The following is an 18,869-nucleotide window of genomic DNA, read 5'->3' as shown; positions in this document are numbered from 1 at the left end:
CTCCTCTGGATGGGGGGCGAAAAAAAGCCGCGCCATCATTGCGCGGCTTTTTTCTTGGTGTGCTCCGACAGAGTCAGGAAGCCTTCTTCATGCGCCGTGCGGCGCCTAGTCCGAAGAGGCCCACGCCGAGAAGAGCAAGGATGCCTGGCTCAGGGACCCGGTTAAACTCCACGCTGCCATTCAGCGTGGTGGAGCGAGTATATTGGCCATTCCCAATGGATGTGGGCGCCGTTCTCGTATCCAGGTTGGTGTCCAGACGCATGTTGATAGCTACGGTCACATCGCTCCAGTCAGTTGCTGGCGGGAAGAACCATGTGTCCGCGAGTGGGTTCGACACCGTTGCGTAGATAATTGCGTTTGCAAGGTCGCCGGCACTGGCGAAGACGTTCAGGGTGAGCAACTGCAGTTCAGGGGCAACGATGTTTCCATTGATATCGATTGCCGATCCATAAACGTAAATAGTGCCGGAAGTGTAATTCGCCAAAATGGCGGTCGAGGCGAGATTTATCGCGGCAATCGTGCCCGAGAGGTCGGTATATGCGAAACGGATCTGGTAGTTCGATCCGATGCCTTCATTGTTATTGCCCCCGAGGATTGCGCTTCCAGTGCTGCCCAAGAAATTAGAAACGGAGCCCCCGCCACTGTCGGTAACCGAGTCACCGATGTTAAGGCCGGCCGTGCCGTTGTCGTCGGTGTAGGTGGAAGTGGCTGACCAATCTACCGCGAGCTGAAAGATGCTTGCAGTCGTGCCGTCCCCTGCGTAAGAACTAGAGAACTGAGTCACGTCCATGTAGAAGGGCTCAGCCATCGCGGCGCCCGATGCGAACATCGACGAAACCGCCAGCGCTGCTGCAAATTTGTTGAGTTTCATGATTTTGCCTCCAAGTTGGCGGGGTACCAGGCGCTTCCATGTTTCCCCTGCGGTTCAATAAGCACCATCCGTGCCTGAACATGCAAGGTCATAAAAAACAGTGAGATAGCGCTGGTCGCCGTGTTGGTTGGCGTGTGAGTGTAAAAAATGCCGACACATTCTCGCGGCTGAATGCCCTCGGGCATGCGAAGACAGGGTTCGTGGGATCCGCCCTTGTAATGCAGCCGTCCCTGCGGAAAGATGCCCTCAACCCCGTCATCGCCGGAGACCTGTCTTGACTCCCTTCGATTACAACCAAGCCTTCAGCCGCAACCTCGGCGTCGTCAGTGCCACCGAGCACGAGCGCCTGCGCAATGCCACCGTCGCGATCGCCGGCATGGGCGGGGTGGGGGGGGATTACCTGATCAGCCTGGTGCGGGCCGGCGTGGGTGGCTTTCACCTGGCCGAGTTCGACGAGTTCGAACTAGTGAACTTCAACCGCCAGTACGGCGCCAGCGTGCCGACGCTGGGGCGGCGCAAGCTGGAGGTGATGGTGGAGCAGGCGCTCGCGATCAACCCGGAACTGCGCATCACCACCTTCGCCGACGGCATCCAGGCCGACAACATCGATGCCTTCCTCGACGGTGTCGATCTCGCGGTGGATGCGGTCGATGCCTTCGCCGTGGACAAGCACCCGCTGCTGGTCAATGCGGCTTCGGCGCGCGGCCTGGCGACGGTCGCGGCGGTGCCGCTGGGGCTGGGGGCGGGCATGCTGGCCTTCGGGCCGCAGGGCATGAGCTACGAAGATTACTTCGCGATCACGCCCGCCATGAGCGAGGACGAGAAGATCGTGCAGTTCCTGCTCGGCTTCGCGCCCGAGCTTTACCACCTGCGCTATCTCGACCCGAGCTCCATCAACCTGAAGGCGCGCAAGGGGCCGAGTTCGGTGGCAGGCTGCAAGCTGTGCGCGGGTTTCATCACCACGCAGGCGCTGGTGGCGCTGCTGCATCCCGACGAGCTTCGATGCGTGCCCTGGTACACCTACCTCGATGCACGCGTCGGCCGCTTCCATCACCGCCGGCTGTGGATGGGCAACCGCAATCCCCTGCAGCGCCTGAAGAGTTTCGTCGCCAAGCGGCGGCTGGCAAAGCTCGACGCGCAGCGCTGATCGGGTGCTGGCCTTCGGGGGCCGCGCGTCGCTGGGCTAGAATGCGGCGAGTCTTGGCCGTTCCGGCAGGGGAGGAGCAATGGCAGGTCTGCAGGCGCTGGAGCGCCGCTGGTTCATGAATACCTTTTCGCGTGCGCTTGCCGGCCTTGCCGCGGGCTTGCTGATCGGCTCGGCCGCAGGGGCGGACGATGCGGGTCTGGCGCTCGCCCAGCGCGTGTATGACCGCCCCGATGGCAAGGATGCGAGCTCGGTGGTCACGATGTCGCTGACCGAGGAGGGGCGCAGCCCGCGGGTGCGCAGCATGGTGCTGTACCGGCTGAGCGGCGAGGGCGGCGAGGTCGCCACGCTGATCCGCTTCACCGACCCCGCCGACATCGCGGGCACCGGGCTGCTGACGCTGGATGCGGCCTACGGCGAATCCAGCCAGTGGATCTATCTGCCCGCGATGCAGCGCGTGCGCCGGGTGGACTCCAGCCGCAAGGGCGGCCGCTTCGTAAACTCCGACTACTATTTCGAGGACTTGCGCGACCGCAAGCCGGCCATGGATACCCACCGCGTGATCGGTCAGGAGTCCATCGACGGCGTGGCCTGCGAGGTGCTGGAGAGCGTGCCGGTGGAGGCGGGCAATTCCGTCTATCTGCGTCGGGTGAGCTGGATCGATCCGGTGAGCCTGCTGCCGCTGCGAGTCGACTTCTACGAGAAGGACGCCGAACGGCCGGCCAAGCGCCTCGAGGTGGCCGCTCGCGAGCAGGTGCAGGGCTACTGGACGGTGACGGACAGCACGATGACGGATCTGCGCAGCGGGCATCGCACGCGGCTGGTGGTGGAGCGCATCGCATACGACCGCGGTCTGCCGGCGCGGCTGTTCAGTTCGAAGGCACTCGAGGACGAGGCCGGCGAGAAGGAATTCCGGCCGTGAGCGCGGGCTGGGCAACGGGTGGGCGGGTGGCGCCGGAACCTCGAATCAACGCAAGCAGGACAGGGCATGCAAGCTAAACACGAGGGCCGGCTTCGGCGCGGCATGGTGACGGTCGCCAGCGGGATGCTGCTGTCCATGGGCGCGCTCGCGGCGGACGAGGGGGCGGGATTCAAGGTCGACAGCCTGCGCGTCGAACTGGGCGGCTTCACCGACCATCCCCGCGCTTCGGGCGATGCCTTTGCGCAGATGGCGGTCAGCGCCACCGGCGGCGAGGGCGACTGGAGCTACGCGCTCGGCGCGCGGCTGGATGCATGGTCGCAATTCGGCAGCGCGGACTTCACCCGCGTGCGGGCGGACTACACCGAGAATTATCTGCGCTGGCGTGGCAAGGATTTGCGGCTTACGCTCGGCACGCAGAACGTGATGTGGGGGCGGGTAGACGAGATCTCGCCCATCGATCGCATGAGCCGGGTCGATCTGTCGCGTGTGATCCTCGACCGGCTGCCCGATCGCCGCCGTGCGGTGCCGGCGGTGCGCGCGGAATATTTCGGCGAGGACTTCAAGCTGGATGCGGTGTGGCTGCCGGCATTCGATGATGCGGTGATGCCTCATGGCGACAGCGTATGGCATCCGGTGGATACGGTGAAGGGGCGCCTGCTCGGCTTCGGCGCGCTGCCCGGGCTGGCCGGCGTGAAGGTACGCGAGGCCGACGAGGATGGCAGCGGTGGCGGCGGTGTGCGCCTGACTGGCGGTGGCGACGGGCTGGACTACGGCTTCAGCGTGCAGCGCGTGCGCCAGTCGCAGCCCTATTACCGTGTATCGCCCGGTGTGCTGACGGCGATCCACCCCTACGACACGGTGGTCGGTGCCGAGCTCGAGACCGAGCGCATGGGCGCCACCTGGCGCATGGAGCTGGCCTGGCGCAGCGACGTACCGCTCACCACCCCCGGCTTCGAGTACCGTACCGATCCCGGCGTCGATGTGGTGGTGGGCGCGGAGTTCTTCCCCGGCGATGGTGAGACGCGCGTCACGCTCCAGCTTGCCGGCCATCGCACGCTGACCGACGTGTCGGTGCTCGATCGTACCGAGTTCTACGCCGTGACCGGCGAGATCGAGCATCCCTTCGCTCACGGCCGCTGGCGCGCCGACCTGCGCCTCATGGCCGGGCTGGGCGAGCGTGATCTGTATCTCAACCCGCGCCTGGCCTACACCGGCATCGACCAGCACGAGTTCTTCCTCGCCGCCCATCTCTTCAGTGGCGCCGAGCAGACGCTCGGCGGCTACTACGCGCGCAACGACTCGGTGATGGTGGGCTGGCAGGCTAAGTTCTGAATGCGAGGCCAGGGCACGACGGCGGTGCTGCAATGTTGAATGATCGACTCCGCACCTTTCTCCTGCGCCTGATGCAGCCGCGCCTGCTGCGCTGGCGCCATGCGCTGGCGATCATCGTCGTCGTGCAGGCGCTCGGCGCCGCGCTCCTGTTGCGGCTAGACCTCAACAATGCACCCGAGCTCTACTTCCCCCACGACGCACCGGCCACGGTGCTGGAGCGCGAGCTGCGCAAGGAGTTCCCCAACGACGAGATCCTGATCGGCCTCTTTGCCGGCGACGGGCTCTATGGCGCTGCCGCGCTGGGTGCGCTCGATCGCGTCAGCGCGCGCATGGAACGCCATCCGGACGTGGATCGGGTGTTCGCGCTGACCCGCGTCGATCACATTTCCGGCACGGCGGACGGCTTCGTGGTCGAGCCGCTGATCGACGCCGAGGCGCTGGAGGCGGACGGCGATGCCGAGCGCCTCCAGCGCGTGCTCGAGGACCGTTTCATGCCCGGGTGGCTGGCGTCGTCGGACGGAAAGGCGGTGGCGCTGGTCGTTCGCACCCACAAGCTGGGCGAGAGTCGCCAGCGCCAGTCGATCGAGACCGAGTTCCGCGCGGCGGTCGAGGCCGAGCAGATGGGCGACAGCCTGGTCGCGGTGGCCGGCACGGTGGCGCTCGACGCCGCCGAGATGCGGTCGATGCTGCGCGACACGCTGATCTTCACGCCGCTGGTGATGGCGCTCGGCCTCGCGCTGCTGTACTGGGTGGTGGGCCGCCTGGTGCCGGTACTGCTGGGCGCGATGGCGATGAGCACCGCCGTGATCGCCTCGGTGGGACTGATCGCGGCCATCGGCCAGCCCTACACGCTGGTGACGGCGATGGTGCCCACCCTGATCTCCGCCTACACGGTGTCGAACCTGCTGCACCTGTACGCGGCGCTCAAACGTACGCGCGACGCCGGCTTCCGACGCCCGAAGCGCGTCGTCTTCGCGTTGCAGATGGTGCATACGCCCGCATTGTTCAACGTGATGACCACGGCGGCAGGGATGATCAGCCTGGTGCTGGTGCCCATCCCGCCGATCCAGACCTTCGGCCTGATCGCGGCGATCGGCGCGATCATCATCTATCTGGTCGTGTTCTACCTCGTCCCCCCCTTCCTGGTGAGGTTCGACCGCGGGCCCTGGCCGCAGCGCTCCGGCGGTTTCGCGTGGACCAAGCGCCTGTCGTGTGCGCTGGCGAACTTCGGCATCCGCCACGCCGGCTGGGTGGTGGGCACGGTGGTGGTGCTGGTGGTGGCGGCGACGCCCCTGGTGCTGCGGGTGCAGGCCGAGTCGGACCTGCTGAAGTTCTTCAACGAGGATCATCCGCTGACCCAGTCCACCGCGAAGGTGGAGGCCGCGCTGGTCGGGGTGACGGCGCTCGAGATCGTGGTCGACGGCCCGGGGCGGGATGCCTTCAAGGATGCGGCGCGCCTGCAGCGCATCAAGGCCTTGCAGACACGGGTCGAAGCGCTGCCCGAGGTCGATCGCACGCTGTCGATGATGGACATCGTCGAAGAAATGAACTGGGCCTTCAACGAGGAGGATGATGCCTTCCGCCGCCTGCCCGACGACGACCGCATGTTGAGCCAGCTCCTGCTGATCTACGACGGACGCGACCTGCAGGAACTCGTCAATGGCGAATATCAGCGCATGCGCATCCTGCTCAACGTGAACGTGCATGGCGCCAACGCGATCCAGGCGGTGATCGACAAGATCGACGCGCTGGTGGGCGAAGTTGACGACCCCGGACTGAGGTGGCAGACCGCAGGGTACGGTCGCCTGTTCGCCGATCAGGAGGATCTGCTCGTGGTCGGCCAGCTGCACAGCTTCCTCGGTGCCTTCGGGCAGATCTTCCTGATCATGCTGGTGCTGTGGCGCTCCTTCCCGGCGGCCGTGATCAGCATGCTGCCGAATCTCGCGCCGCTGTTCTTCGTGTTCGTGCTGATGGGCGCGGCAGGCATCCATCTGGACATGGCGACGGTACTGATCGCCGGTGTCGTGCTCGGCATCACGGTGGATGACACCATCCACATCTTCCACAACTATCAGGAGCGCCGACACAAGGGTCATGGCGTGGTGTTCTCGGTGGCGCGCAGCTTCGAGGCGTCGGGGAGGGCGGTGGTGGCGACTTCGCTGCTGCTGGTGTCGCAGTTCCTGCTGCTGACCACCTCGAGCTTCGTGCCTACCGCGCATTTCGGCATGCTGACAGCGGTGGGCCTGCTGTCCGGTCAGCTCATGGAGTTGATTCTGCTCCCGGCGCTGCTGGTGCTGTGGAGCCGGGTTCAGGGTCGGCGCAGCCGATGTCAGGATGGGCAGGCGGCCTGAGCCGCCGTCGCGGACACCCTCGGCCTTGCCTGCAGATGCTTGCGCGTGGTGCCCCTGGCGCGTCACCGCGCCGTGACCGTTTCCTTGTAGCTGCGCTCGATCTCGCTCACGACCTCCCGCCACAGCGGCCGCATCACCAGGCGCATGTTCCGGATGACCTCCTGCACGTCGATCATCGACGGCACGCGCGTGCCACGGTGCTGGACCGGGCCGCCGATCTGGGTGACCCGAACGCCCAGTCTGGCGAAGTGGTTCGCCAGCCGCGGCTCCGTGAGCACGAACAGGGTGTCGATGCCATGGTGCGCGGCAATTGCGATCGCGCCCATGTACAGGCTGACCGGGATGTAGGGGAAGCGGGGCCGCTCGCAGGCGTCGAGGGCGTCTTCCTCCACGTTGTTCACATACGAGTGCTCTTCGCCCTTGCGCCGCCGGTAGGCCCTGCAAACCGCGAGCCGCGACACCTCGGCGATGCGCTCGCGCGGCAGCCTGGCGGGGTCGATGATCGAGCGGTCGAGCACGCCTGCACAGGTCCGCTCGAACGGGAGCGGGGCTGCTCGGTCTTCGGGGTCGGTGAGCACGACCCGTGCGCAACCGACCCCGCGGTGAGGGCTGGTTGCGGTACGCAACAGGCAATGGATGCTGTGCGTGTCGTAGTCATCGCTTTCGCGGGCATCTTCGCGAACGCGCTCGAAGCCCAGGTCGACGCAATAGACGTCATGCCGGATACGCAGGACTTCGTCATAAAGCTCGTCGTCGAGCGCGGCGTCGATGCGGAAGTAGCCCCGGAATCCGCTCCCAAGGTTCGAGTTGTCAATCAGCGACATGATTCACCGGTTGTGGAGGTCGATTCTGCTGGGGGTGAGCGCTGCGTCTGCGATGACGCTGGGGAAGACGATCCGCCTGCCACGAATCGTCCGGGTTGCCTGCAGTAAGAGTGTGCGAAATGCTGCCTTGCTTCCATAACCATCGCCTTTCATCCACCAAGTGCCGATGCGCGGTGAGATGCCGCCTGCGCATGACGATCTGATGCCTTGCTTCCCGACAAGCATGCCCTCTTCGTGGGCGATCAGCGCGTTCATTATCGAGTGCTTCTGCGAACGGAGCCCATGACGGAATGCGCATTGCCTGTGCTTTTCCCTGGTTCGGGCGCGGAACGTGACATACGATCCGGATCGAACCCGCGGGGCGATTGCGGTATTGAGACTTTCATGGCGGACGATTCGAGGAGTGAGGATGCGCAAAGTGTCGGTGGCCCAGATCACCTTCTTCCTGTTCCTATTCCTCGTGATCGTCGGGGGCGGAGCGGGTCTGACCGGGGCCGTCGCGGGCCTTGTTCCGTCCGGGGACTTTCGTGGCATCGTCCTGCTCGGAACGGCCATCGTCCTGATCTATTCGTGCGCGTTCCTCGTTTACCGCATCTTTCTGGCGCTCATGCCGCTCGAGAGCGGGGAGGTGGCGGTCGGTTCGCGCCGGGAGTTCGCGGCGCAGATCAACACGCTCTTCTACCTGATCTTCTTCTATCCGCTCACCTGCACCCGCTTCGTTCCGGTGCCGGTGATGCGTCTGGTCTACCTGGCACTGGGTGCGAAGCTCGGCGACAACAGCTACAGCGGCGGGGTGATCATGGATCCGCCGCTGACGAGCGTCGGCGCGAACTCCCTGATCGGCCATGATGCCGTGGTCTATGCCCATGTGATCGAGGGGCAACGGCTCGGTTTCTATCCGGTCCGGATCGGCAGCGGAGTCACGATCGGGGCCCACGCCATCATCATGCCGGGCGTGGAGGTCGGCGATGGGGCGATCATCTCCTCGGGGGCGGTGGTGACGAAGGGATGTCAGGTCGGCGCCAACGAAATCTGGGCGGGCGTGCCGGCCAGGAAGATCGGCATGAGGCAGGACGGACAGGAAGCGACCGTTTGACACGCAAGAAGCGCATTCTCTTTTTCGCCGAGCCCGCCACGCTCGCCCATGTGGCAAGGCCGGTCGTGCTTGCAGGGGCACTCGATGCGCAGTCCCATGAGGTGGCGCTGGCCACGGGGCCCGAGTACCAGTGGGTGGTCGGCGATGCCGGGCTGAAGGCGCTGCCGATGCATGCAATCGGCTCGGTCGCCTACCTCGATGCGGTTGCCGCCGGGCGGCCGGTGTTTCCGCTGCCGGTGCTCGAGGACTACGTCGACGAGGACCTGCGCCTGATGCGGGCCTTCGAGCCCGATCTGGTGGTCGGGGATTTCCGCCTGTCGCTGGCGGTCAGCGCGCGCTTGGCGAAGCTGCCCTACGTGGCGATCTCGAACGCCTACTGGAGCCCGTTCGCCCCGGTGCGCTTCGAGGTTCCGGTGCACCCGCTCACCCGGATGCTCGGCCCCGGCCTGGTCGATGCGGCGTTCCGCATCGCTCATCCGCTGGTCCTCGCGCTCCACAGCCTGCCCATGCATCGCCTGCGCCGGCGCCACGGCATGCCGTCCCTGGGCTTTGATCTGCGCAGCGTGTTCACCGAGGCGGACCTGACGGTCTTCGCCGACGTCCCGGCGCTCGTGCCGACGCGCGATTCGGGAGGTATCGGGCGCTACGCCTACATCGGACCGGTGACCTGGTCGCCCGACTGCCCGCTGCCGGCGGCGCTGGAGGAGGACGGCGGCGGCCGCCCGCTCGTCTACCTGATCCTCGGCAGCTCGGGCGATCCCGGCCTGCTGGTCGAGATTTCCCGGGCGCTGGTCGCGCTCGACTGCCGGGTGGCGATCGCGCTCGGGCCGGGTGCAGAGCGCCTGTCCTTTCCCGCCGGCGTCGTTGTAGAACGATTTCTCCCCGGGGCGGCGCTGTCGCGACGCGCAAGCCTGGTCATCTGCAACGGCGGCAGCCCGACCACCCACCAGGCCTTGCGCGAGGGCACGCCGGTGCTCGGGATTCCCCAGAATCTGGATCAGATGCTGAACATGCAGTTCATCGTCGCCACTGGCGCCGGTCTCGCGCTGCGTGCCGACCGGATCACCGCCGACAGGGTGGCGAAGCTGACCCGCCGCCTGCTCGAGGAGCCGTCCTTCCGGCACAGGGCCGGCGAGGTGGCAGGCGAGTTCGCGGGTTACCCCTCCGGTGAGCGCTTCGCCGAACTCGTCCGCAGGACGCTCGAGGCCTCGCTCCAACGCGCATCCAGGTAGGCATCGAGCACGGTCGGCAGGTAGTCCTGCCACGCGGGGAGGCTTTCCCCACGGGCTGCCAGGCATGCGCGATAGCGGGCGTTGTCGAATCCCTGCTGGTCGGCCAGGTAGTCCAGATAGATGGGCAGGGTCGACAGCGCCCTGCGCGTGTCGGCGGGCGCCAGCAGTGCGGCGATGCGCGGCAGCAGGGCGAACACGCCACGGGGCAGGGTCACGGCGCGCGGAACTTCCCGGCCATGGGCGCGGAACGTCTCCCTGACCGTGTGCCTGAGCGCCATCAGCGCGGGAGCCGATTGCGGTCCGGAGCAGAGGTGGAGGATCCTGCCGCCGGACCCCGGGTCGCGGCTCGACGCGACGATCGCCGAGGCGACGCAGTCGACCGGAATGACGTCCAGTTGCACCGCACCGAAGTCCGGATAGAGTCCGTGCGTCTTGCGGCCGGACAGGAACTCGCAGATGAAGTAGAAGATCTGGAAGCGGATGATCCGCCCGCTGTGCGAGTCGCCGATGACCATGCTCGGACGATGGACGGTGATCGGCAGGCCTTCCTGCTCGACGGCGGCGCGCACCCGCTCCTCGGCCTCGGCCTTCGACTGCTCGTAGCTGTTGTGGAAGGCACGTGCTTCGTCGATCCAGCGCTCGGGCAGCAGGCCCTGGCGCTTGCCGGCGATGCCCACGGTGCTGACGAATTCGACTTTGGCGAGCCGGCCACGGGCGTGCGCGGCCCGCGCCAGCTCGAGGATCGCGGTGGCCGAACCGACGGCCGAGCGGCGCGCCTTGTCCAGCGGCTCGTTCATCCGCACGCTGGCCGCGCAGTGGATGATGTGGGTGAGCTCCCCGGCGAGCGCCCGATACTGCGCATCGTCGAGAGCGAAGCGCGGTTCGGCGGCGTCGCCGCGCAGTGCCCGCACGCGCTGCCGCCGCGGGTCGTCCGCGGGCCATTCCCAGAACGCGAACAGCTGCGCGAGGCGATCGGCCAGGGCGGCGTCCGACTCGGCGCGGATCAGCAGCCGCAGCTCGGTGTCGGGGGCCTCCATCAGCAGCGGAACCAGGGCGCTGCCCACTGCGCCGGTGGCGCCGGTGATGAAATAGGTGCTCATGTCGCTCCTGCGAGCCGGCAGATGAAGCGGGGATGCCTGGCGCAGTGCGCCGCTTCCAGATCCCGATAGAGCGCATCCAGTTCGCGCGCGAAGAGCGCTTCGATATGCTGGCGGCGCAGCTTCTGGTTGGCGGTGAGTTGTCCGCCATCGACGCTGAAGGGGGTCGGGCTTACCAGGATCGCGGCGGGCCGCTGGTATGGCGGCAGATGCTTGCAGGCTGCCAGGATGCGATTGCCCAGAGCCTCGAGCCAGCCCTGTCGATCGCCCGATCCCGCTGCATCGGCTGCGGGCGGCAAGGCCAGGTCGACGATCGCCACCGGGAAGGGGCGGCTGCGTCCCACCAGAACCGCGTGCTCGACCGCGGGCACGCGCTTGATCAGCGCTTCGATGGAGGCTGGCGCGATCCGGCGTCCGATCGAGGTCTTGAACAGCTCTGACTTCCTGCCGGTCAATGCCAGGAAGCCGCTTTCGTCCAGGCTGCCCAGATCGCCGGTATGCAGGAAGCCAGCGTCATCGATCCCGGAGTCGGCGGGGTCCGTCCCCCAGTAGCCGGAGAACACCGCCGGACCGCGCACGAGGATCTCGCCGTCCGCGGCGATCACCAGCGTGTTGTGTCCCAGCGGGCGGCCGACGGTGCCGAAGCGGTAGGCCGCGGGTGTGTTGAGCGCGATCGGCAGGGCGTTCTCGCTCGTCCCGTAGGCCTCGAGCACCAGCCAGCCGAGGCCGTGGAAGCGCTCGAGCAGCCACACCGGTATCGGCGCCGAGCCGCTCACCATGAAGCGCAGGTTCGGCCCCATCGCGGCGCGGATCCTGGACAGGACCAGGCGATCGGCCAGCCAGGCGATCGCCGCGCGAAGCGCCGGGACCTGCCTGCCGGCCCGCTCGGCCGCGCGCACTTCGCATGCGAGCCGCCAGGCCGCGTGGGCGATCGCGCGCACCGGTGCGGGGCGGGCGTCGAGTTCGGCGACGATGCCGGCGTGGAGCTTCTCGAAGAAGCGCGGCACACCGACGAACAGGCTGGGCTGGATTTCCGGCAGGCGCGCCATGATCTGCGCCGGATGGCGGACGAACCACGACTGTGCGCCGCAGATCAGCGCGCACAGGTTGATGATGCGCTGGAACAGGTTGGAGAGCGGCAGCCAGCAGGCCAGGCGCGCGCCCTCGACGATGCTCGGGAACCGCTCCAGGATGGCGCGACCGACCAGGACGAGTTGGGCGTGCGTGTAGGCGATGCCCTTGGGCTGGCCGGTGCTGCCGGAAGTGAAGATGATGGTGGCGAGGTCGTTCGCCGCCGCCGGGGGGAGGTCCGCCGTCGCCGGCATCGGGCGGGCCAGCAGTTCGTCGAGGCGCAGACCGTCCCGCCCCGGCTCGCCCTCGTCGACGATGAGCCGCGGCATGCCGCCCGGCGTCAGCGCGCGCAGCCGGTCGCCGATCGCCCGGGTTTCGACGATCAGCGCGCACGGCTGCACGGTCTGCAGCATGTGGCGCAGGTTCGCATCGGTCTCGTTGGCATCCAGTCCGACGACGACGCCTCCGGCTGCGAGCACCGCGTGCTGCGCGTACTCCCAGTCGGGCGTGGTCGGAAGGACCAGCGCGACCCTGTCGCCGCGCTCGATGCCCAGCAGGCGGAGCTGCCAGGCGAGCCTGCGGACGCGGCGATGGACCTCGGCCCAGCGGGTCGGTGACCAGTGGCCGTCATCGTCCCGGCTCCAGAAGGCGGCCTGCTCCGGCGTGGCGGCGCTGCGGGCGGCGAGCGTGGCGGGGAGCGTGTCGCCGAGGATCATCGGCCCGTGCTTGCCAGGCGCGTCAGCAGTGGCGGGTCGTACGCGCCCCTGGGCTGGTTGATGACGAGTTCCTCCGCCTGCAGCCCCAGCCAGCGCATGCTGCGGGTGACCTCGCGCCCCAGCAGGACGCGGTTGCGGATCATGAAGTCGACGACCGGGGCCATGATCCGCCAGTAGCCGAGGCTGGCCTTGCCTTCGCGGATCAGCGCGGAGAATTCCGGTGTGTACGGGTTGTAGCCGAAATGGCGCAGGTCCGAGTACATCATCAGCCAGTTGATCGGATAGTTGCTGACGATCGGACTGGCGTGGGCGCGGCGCTTGACGAGGCCGAGGCGCACCACCGCCTTCATCACCGCGTCCTGGTCGTAGTCCCAGGCGTGGAAGGGGGCGAGGTAACGCGGAAAGCGCGTGTCCGCGGGCAGTGAGAGAGGATCGTAGAAGTGGCGCAGCTCGTCTTCCGAGAACTCGCCGCACTGCCTGAGCAGGGGCGGTGTCCAGTCCTCGGCACGGATCAACTCGGGGGCGAACTCGTACAGCATGCGCTCCGGTTCGGGTTGGCCGGGGGAATAGCCGGCGAGGATCAGCGGGATGTTCTTCTCGATCGCCAGCCGGATCGCCGAGCCCTCGAACAGCGGGGCGTAGACGTAGGACACCGTATACACGGCGCCGCGCGCTTCCTGGTTGCGCAGCAGGTAGGCGAAAAGCTTGGCGAGAAAGCATGGCGCCGGCGCGTAGACCAGGTGGTCGATGTCCAGCGCCTGCAGCGCCGTCCGGATGTTGCTCCAGGCCGCGCTCGGCAGGTCGATGTCGCAGGTGTAGGCGAGGACGCGCAGCCCGTAGTCGCGCTTCAGGCGGTGAAGCAGGTAGAGGCTGTCCTTGCCACCGCTGAAGGGCACCAGGCAGTCGTAGTCCGAGCCCGCGTGATTGCGGACCGAGGCGAGAGTGCGTTCGAGGTCGTCCGCGAACTGCTGGCGGGAAACGGCTGGCGCCGGGCTGGTCTTGTGTTCGCGGCAAGGGCGGCAGATGCCGTCAGCGTCGATGTCCGAACCCGGGACGGTCGCGGGAAGGAGGCACGTCCTGCACTTTTTCATGCGGTACTCGTTGGGGGTGTCGCAATGCCATCGACCCACCGGTTTCTCTGAGTCCGATAGCTTATCGGCAAAAGTACCTCGCCGGCATGAAACACCCTACCGCGGGGCAGCCTGCTACACCATGTTGTCGCGGTGCATGACTTCGGGTTCGTCGACGTAGCCCAGCAGCTTCTCGATGTCCGCCGTGGGTTTGCGGGCGATGCGCCGGCATTCGGAGGCCGAGTAGTTCACCAGCCCGCGCGCCACTTCCTCGCCGCCGACGCTGCGGCAGGCGACGGCGGCTCCACGCTCGAAATCCCCGCGCACCTCGAGCACGCCCACCGGCAACAGGCTCTTGCCGCTCCTCAGCGCAGCGACCGCGCCGTCGTCGATCACCAGATCGCCGGCGAGCTGCAGGTGGTCGGCCAGCCACTGCTTGCGCGCGTGCAGCGGCGTGCTGGTGGCGTAGAGCAGGGTGCCGAGGTCTTCACCGGCGGTCAGGCGCAGCAGCGGATCGGCCTCGCGACCGCTGGCGATGCAGGTGTGGGCGCCGCTGCGCGCGGCGCGCTGGGCGGCGCGGATCTTGGTGATCATGCCGCCGCGGCTGATGCCGGTGCCGGCGCCGCCGGCCATGGCCTCGTACTGGCGGTCTTCGGCGCGACCTTCGGCGATCAGCGTGGCGCTCGGGTCGCGGCGCGGATCGGCGGTGTACAGGCCCTGCTGGTCGGTGAGGATGATCAGCGCCTCGGCTTCGATCAGGTTGGCGACCAGCGCGCCCAGGGTGTCGTTGTCGCCGAACTTGATCTCGTCGGTGACCACGGTGTCGTTCTCGTTGATGATCGGCACCACGCCGAGCTCCAGCAACGTGGTGAGCGTGCTGCGCGCGTTGAGGTAGCGGGTGCGGTCGGACAGGTCCTCGTGGGTGAGCAGGATCTGTGCGGTGTGCAGGCCATGGCGGGAGAAGGCCTTTTCGTAGGCCTCGACCAGGCCCATCTGGCCGACCGCGGCGGCGGCCTGCAGCTTGTTCATCTCGTGCGGGCGCTTCGCCCACCCGAGGCGCTGCATGCCGGCGGCGATGGCGCCGGAAGACACCAGCGCGACCTCGCGGCCCTCGGCGCGCAGCGCGGCGATCTGCCGTGCCCAGGCGTCGAGCGCGTCCTTGTCGAGGCCGGCGCCGTTGTTGGTGACGAGTGCGGAGCCGACCTTGACGACGAGGCGGCGGGCGTTGCGGATCTTGGTTCTCATCTTCGCAGTGGGCCTGGGGGCAAAGGGGAGGTCAGCGTTGGTGGTCTTCGGGCAGCTCGTCTTCGTCGTCGCCCTGGTCGTCGAGCTCCTCCGTCTCGTCCTCGTCGGCGTAGGCCTCTTCCTCGTAGGCGGCCTCGGCTGCGGCGCGGGCGGCGTCGAATTCGGCCAGGCGGGCGGCTTCGGCGGCCTGGCGCTCGGCGCGCTCGGCCTCGATGCGGGCACGCTCGGCGTCGAGGAAGTCCTGGATCGCGAAGATCAGCTCCCGGGTGCCTTCGGCCTTCAGCGCGGAAATCTCGAAGTGGCGCTCGACCGGGCCGTAGGCCTCGAGGAAGGCCGCGACGCGTTCGGCGCGCTCTTCCTCGGGGATCAGGTCGAGCTTGTTGAGCGCCAGCCAGCGCGGCTTGTTGTACAGCTCCTCGTCGTACTTGCGCAGTTCCTCGACGATGGCCTTGGCATCCGCGACCGGGTCCGCCTCGGGGTCGAAGGGGGCGATGTCCACCAGATGCAGGAGCACGTGGGTGCGCTGCAGGTGGCGGAGGAACTGGTGGCCGAGGCCGGCGCCCTCGGCCGCGCCTTCGATCAGGCCGGGGATGTCGGCGATCACGAAGCTGCGCGCCTCGCTGGTGCGCACCACGCCGAGGTTGGGCGCGAGCGTGGTGAAGGGGTAGTCGGCGACCTTGGGCTTGGCGGCGGAGACGCTGCGGATGAAGGTGGACTTGCCGGCGTTGGGCATGCCGAGCAGGCCGACGTCGGCCAGCACCTTCAGTTCCAGGTGAAGGTTGCGGTACTCGCCTTCCTGGCCCATGGTCTTCTTGCGCGGGGCGCGGTTGGTGCTGGACTTGAAGTGGATGTTGCCCAGGCCGCCGCGGCCGCCGCGGGCGATGAGCACGCGCTTGCCGTCCTCGTCGAGGTCGGCGACGAGTTCGTCGGTCTCGAGGTCCTTGATCACCGTCCCGACCGGGAAGCGCAGCGTGATGTCGTCACCGCCCTTGCCGTAGCAGTCGCGGCTGCCGCCGTTCTCGCCGCGCTCGGCGCGGAAGCTGCGCGTGTAGCGGTAGTCGATCAGGGTGTTGAGGTTGCGGTCGGCGACCGCATACACGCTGCCGCCACGCCCGCCGTCGCCGCCGCTGGGGCCGCCCTTGGGGATGAACTTCTCGCGGCGGAAGGTGGCGGCGCCGTTGCCGCCGTCGCCGGCGTAGACTTCGATGCGGGCTTCGTCAAAAAACTTCATGCCTGATCAACCTGGTTGTGGCGTCCGCCGTGACGGACCCCGGAAACAAAAAAGCCCTACCACGTGGATAGGGCTTTTGTACTGCAAACGCGAGCGAACGCGAAGGATCAGGCCGCTTCCGGCACGATGATCACGGTGCGGCGACGCGACGGGCCCTTGACCGCGAACTGCACGGTGCCGTTGGTCAGCGCGAACAGCGTGTGGTCCTTGCCGATGCCGACGTTGTCGCCCGGGTGGTATTCGGTGCCGCGCTGGCGAACGATGATGTTGCCGGCGAGCACGAACTGGCCACCATAGCGCTTGACGCCGAGGCGTTTCGATTCCGAGTCGCGGCCGTTACGCGAACTACCGCCAGCTTTTTTGTGTGCCATGTCGGATTACCCCCTGCGCCTTAGGCCGAGATCGCTTCGATGCGAAGCTCGGTGTAGTTCTGACGATGCCCCTGGTGCTTCTGGTAGTGCTTGCGACGGCGCATCTTGAAAATCTTGATCTTGTCGTGACGGCCGTGGGAAACCACGGTCGCCTTGACGGAAGCTCCGGCAACCACCGGCGTGCCGATCTTGACGGCATCGCCTTCACCGACCATGAAAACCTGGTCGATGGTGATTTCGGAACCCACGTCGGCCGGTATCTGTTCTACCTTGATCTTTTCGCCGGCAGCGACGCGATACTGCTTGCCACCGGTTTTTATCACCGCGTACATGGTGTTGCTCCAGTTGATGGGTCTGCGAAGAATCGCGCACTCTAGCCGAGCGGCCGTGGAAAGTCAATGCTGATCAGCGGCTTGCGAGCAGCGCCGGAAGCAGCGCGTCGAGCGCATGGTGTTCGGTGCGATAGCTCGCGTGCGCGCCGAGCCGTGCCCACAGCCCGTCGCGCTCCATCGCGTCGATCACCTGCTTCTTGAGGCCGCAGAAGGCGATCGTCTGGCCCTGGGTGTGGAAGCGCTCGACCAGGCTTGCCAGCGTGTGCAGGCCGGTGGCGTCGATGTCGTTGATGCCGGCGCCCGACACCAGCACCACCTTCACGCCGTCCTGCGCACGCGCCGCGCCGAGCATGGCGTCCTCGAAGGTGGCTGCGGTCACGAAGCTGAGCGGGCTGTCGAAGCGCAGGATCACGAGTTCGGGATGCGGGTGTGGCAGCCCGAAGCGCTCGCGGTCGCGGTAGGTTCCGTCCTCGTGCAGGCCGAGCAGGGCGACCCGCGGACGCATGCCGCGATACACCATCAGCGCCAGGGACAGGATCAGGCCGGTGAAGATGCCGTTCTGGATGTTGGGCGCGAAGGCCAGCGTGGCGAGGAAGGTCACCGCCGCCCCCGCGCCGTCGTCCCGGCTCGCGCGCCAGGCGCGCACCAGCACCTTGATGTCGATGAGGCCGATCACCGCCTGCAGGATGATCGCCGCCAGCACCGGCTTGGGCAGGTGCCACAGCAGCGGCGTCAGGTAGAGCAGCGCCAGCAGCACGAAGGCGGCAGTGACGATGGAGGACAGTCCGGTGCGTGCGTTGGTGGCGTAATTGAGCGCCGAGCGCGAAAAGGATGCGCTCACCGGCATCCCGCTGGTGAAGGCGGCGGCAATCTTGCCCAGGCCCTGCCCGATCAGTTCCTGATCCTGCCGCCAGGGCTGGCGGGTGCGGCCCGAGATCAGCTTGGCGCTGGAGGCGGCCTCCATGAAGCTGACCATGGCGACGACGAAGGCCGCCGGCAGCAGGGCGGCGATCAGCTCCAGGCGCAGCGGCGGCAGGCTGAACTCCGGCAACCCGCTGGGCACGTCGCCGACCACCGCGCCGCCGTCGGCCGCGAACCCTGCCCACGCCGACAGCGCGGTCGCCGCCGCGACCACCAGCGGCACCCCCGGCAGGCGCGGCCACAGGCGCTTGAGCGCCACCAGCGCGCCCAGGCTGCCGAGGCCGAAGGCCACCGAGGCCGGATGGAGCTCGGCGAGGCCGCCGAGCGCGTGCGCGAAATCGAGCACCAGGTGCTGCGAGTAGGGCATCGCGAGGCCGAGCAGCGGCGGGATCTGGGTCAGGCAGATGATCAGCGCCGCGGCGTTGACGAAGCCCATCAACACCGGGATCGAGAGCAGGTTGAGCAGCCAGCCCAGGCGCAGCAGGCCGAGCGCGAGCTGGATGAGCCCGGACAGCAGCGCCAGCAGCAGCGCGAGCCCGACCACGTCGCCCCCGGCGAGCCCCCCGAGCGGGGCGATGCTTGCCGCCACCAGCAGGCCGGTGAGCGCCACCGGGCCGGTCGACAACTGCCCGCAGGACCCGAAGAGCGCCGCCACCACCGCCGGAACCAGCGCGGCGTAAAGGCCGACGTGCGGCGGCAGCCCGGCGAGCTTGGCGTAGGCCAGGGCCTGGGGAATCATCACCAGCGCGACCGTGATGCCGGCGACGACATCGTCGCGCACGCCGTGGGCACGCCATTGTGAAGGCCAGGACAGGAAGGGGAGCAGGCGCTGGAGTGGGGACATTCGGGCCGGTCGCGGCGCCTGCCCCGGTTCGAGCGAGGAATGCGGCGGGGCGGCGGTCATGGGCTGGGGGTTCAATGGTAATGACAATGGGCGCACGTTCAAACTGCGAGAGCGGGCCAGTCCGCTTCCACAGGGCCTTGCGCCGGGGTTCCCGCCGGGAGTCCTGGGTTGAGATGCACGCTCGTGCAGGGCGCGCGCA

General features: G+C 67.5%; 17 protein-coding genes. 6 read left to right on the top strand and 11 right to left on the bottom strand.

What is annotated here, in order from left to right; genetic code table 11:
- Positions 1–73 precede the first annotated feature (73 nt).
- Positions 74–871 carry a PEP-CTERM sorting domain-containing protein gene (locus CKCBHOJB_RS13435; RefSeq protein ID WP_281049172.1) on the bottom strand — a complete coding sequence of 266 codons (798 nt, stop codon included), beginning with the start codon at positions 869–871 and terminating at the stop codon, positions 74–76.
- A gap of 274 nt (positions 872–1,145) precedes the next feature.
- On the opposite strand from CKCBHOJB_RS13435, the gene CKCBHOJB_RS13430 reads away from it, so the two are divergent.
- The 4 genes from CKCBHOJB_RS13430 (at position 1,146) to CKCBHOJB_RS13415 (ending at position 6,620) form a co-directional block, all read left to right on the top strand.
- The gene (locus tag CKCBHOJB_RS13430) at positions 1,146–2,018 is read left to right on the top strand and encodes a ThiF family adenylyltransferase (RefSeq protein WP_281049171.1); all 873 of its coding nucleotides are present in this window, start codon (positions 1,146–1,148) and stop codon (positions 2,016–2,018) included.
- Between the two features lie 115 nt (positions 2,019–2,133).
- The gene (locus CKCBHOJB_RS13425; RefSeq protein WP_281049170.1) at positions 2,134–2,937 is read left to right on the top strand and encodes an outer membrane lipoprotein-sorting protein; all 804 of its coding nucleotides are present in this window, start codon (positions 2,134–2,136) and stop codon (positions 2,935–2,937) included.
- Positions 2,938–3,003: 66 nt separating this feature from the next.
- Positions 3,004–4,269 (top strand): DUF1302 family protein, encoded by a 1,266-nt coding sequence (locus CKCBHOJB_RS13420; protein WP_281049169.1) that lies wholly within the window; start codon positions 3,004–3,006, stop codon positions 4,267–4,269.
- Between the two features lie 32 nt (positions 4,270–4,301).
- Positions 4,302–6,620: an MMPL family transporter gene (locus CKCBHOJB_RS13415; protein ID WP_281049168.1), complete on the top strand. Its 2,319-nt coding sequence runs from the start codon at positions 4,302–4,304 to the stop codon at positions 6,618–6,620.
- 62 nt (positions 6,621–6,682) lie between these two features.
- On the opposite strand, the gene CKCBHOJB_RS13410 is transcribed toward CKCBHOJB_RS13415, so the two are convergent.
- Both CKCBHOJB_RS13410 and CKCBHOJB_RS13405 read right to left on the bottom strand, forming a co-directional pair.
- Positions 6,683–7,444 (bottom strand): PEP-CTERM/exosortase system-associated acyltransferase, encoded by a 762-nt coding sequence (locus tag CKCBHOJB_RS13410; protein ID WP_281049167.1) that lies wholly within the window; start codon positions 7,442–7,444, stop codon positions 6,683–6,685.
- Positions 7,445–7,447: 3 nt separating this feature from the next.
- Positions 7,448–7,699 carry a hypothetical protein gene (locus CKCBHOJB_RS13405; protein WP_281049166.1) on the bottom strand — a complete coding sequence of 84 codons (252 nt, stop codon included), beginning with the start codon at positions 7,697–7,699 and terminating at the stop codon, positions 7,448–7,450.
- Positions 7,700–7,853: 154 nt separating this feature from the next.
- Here CKCBHOJB_RS13405 and CKCBHOJB_RS13400 point away from each other — a divergent pair, with 154 nt between their 5' ends.
- Positions 7,854–8,540 (top strand): DapH/DapD/GlmU-related protein, encoded by a 687-nt coding sequence (locus CKCBHOJB_RS13400; protein ID WP_281049165.1) that lies wholly within the window; start codon positions 7,854–7,856, stop codon positions 8,538–8,540.
- Positions 8,537–9,772 (top strand): glycosyltransferase, encoded by a 1,236-nt coding sequence (locus tag CKCBHOJB_RS13395; RefSeq protein ID WP_281049164.1) that lies wholly within the window; start codon positions 8,537–8,539, stop codon positions 9,770–9,772. The genes CKCBHOJB_RS13400 and CKCBHOJB_RS13395 overlap by 4 nt, the downstream gene beginning before the upstream one ends.
- Here the strand turns inward: CKCBHOJB_RS13395 and CKCBHOJB_RS13390 are convergent.
- The 8 genes from CKCBHOJB_RS13390 to CKCBHOJB_RS13355 all read right to left on the bottom strand — a co-directional run bounded on the left by CKCBHOJB_RS13390 (position 9,697) and on the right by CKCBHOJB_RS13355 (position 18,670).
- On the bottom strand, positions 9,697–10,872 hold the full coding sequence (locus CKCBHOJB_RS13390) for an SDR family oxidoreductase (RefSeq protein ID WP_281049163.1): 1,176 nt from the start codon (positions 10,870–10,872) through the stop codon (positions 9,697–9,699). The genes CKCBHOJB_RS13395 and CKCBHOJB_RS13390 overlap by 76 nt on opposite strands.
- Positions 10,869–12,656: an AMP-binding protein gene (locus tag CKCBHOJB_RS13385; RefSeq protein ID WP_281049162.1), complete on the bottom strand. Its 1,788-nt coding sequence runs from the start codon at positions 12,654–12,656 to the stop codon at positions 10,869–10,871. The genes CKCBHOJB_RS13390 and CKCBHOJB_RS13385 overlap by 4 nt, the downstream gene beginning before the upstream one ends.
- Entirely contained in the window at positions 12,653–13,747 is a 1,095-nt protein-coding gene (locus tag CKCBHOJB_RS13380; protein WP_281049161.1) for a hypothetical protein, read from the bottom strand. Before CKCBHOJB_RS13380 ends, CKCBHOJB_RS13385 begins: the two co-directional genes overlap by 4 nt.
- 114 nt (positions 13,748–13,861) lie before the next feature.
- Entirely contained in the window at positions 13,862–14,971 is a 1,110-nt protein-coding gene (proB, locus tag CKCBHOJB_RS13375; protein ID WP_281049160.1) for a glutamate 5-kinase, read from the bottom strand.
- Positions 14,972–15,002: 31 nt separating this feature from the next.
- A complete protein-coding gene (gene obgE / locus CKCBHOJB_RS13370; protein WP_281049159.1) occupies positions 15,003–16,202 on the bottom strand; it encodes a GTPase ObgE in 1,200 nt (399 codons plus the stop codon).
- A 107-nt stretch (positions 16,203–16,309) separates the two neighbouring features.
- Positions 16,310–16,573 (bottom strand): 50S ribosomal protein L27, encoded by a 264-nt coding sequence (gene rpmA, locus CKCBHOJB_RS13365; protein ID WP_281049158.1) that lies wholly within the window; start codon positions 16,571–16,573, stop codon positions 16,310–16,312.
- Between the two features lie 20 nt (positions 16,574–16,593).
- Positions 16,594–16,905, bottom strand: coding sequence for a 50S ribosomal protein L21 (rplU, locus tag CKCBHOJB_RS13360; RefSeq protein WP_004322886.1), 312 nt, complete (start codon positions 16,903–16,905; stop codon positions 16,594–16,596).
- A 73-nt stretch (positions 16,906–16,978) separates the two neighbouring features.
- Positions 16,979–18,670, bottom strand: a complete 1,692-nt coding sequence (locus tag CKCBHOJB_RS13355; protein ID WP_281049157.1) for a SulP family inorganic anion transporter — start codon at positions 18,668–18,670, stop codon at positions 16,979–16,981.
- Between the last annotated feature and the right edge of the window lie 199 nt (positions 18,671–18,869).

The sequence above is a fragment of the Thauera sp. GDN1 genome, assembly GCF_029223545.1.
Classification (GTDB): Bacteria; Pseudomonadota; Gammaproteobacteria; order Burkholderiales; family Rhodocyclaceae; genus Thauera.
The sequence above is the reverse complement of the archived record's forward strand: the minus strand, read 5'-3'. Positions and strand labels throughout refer to the sequence as shown.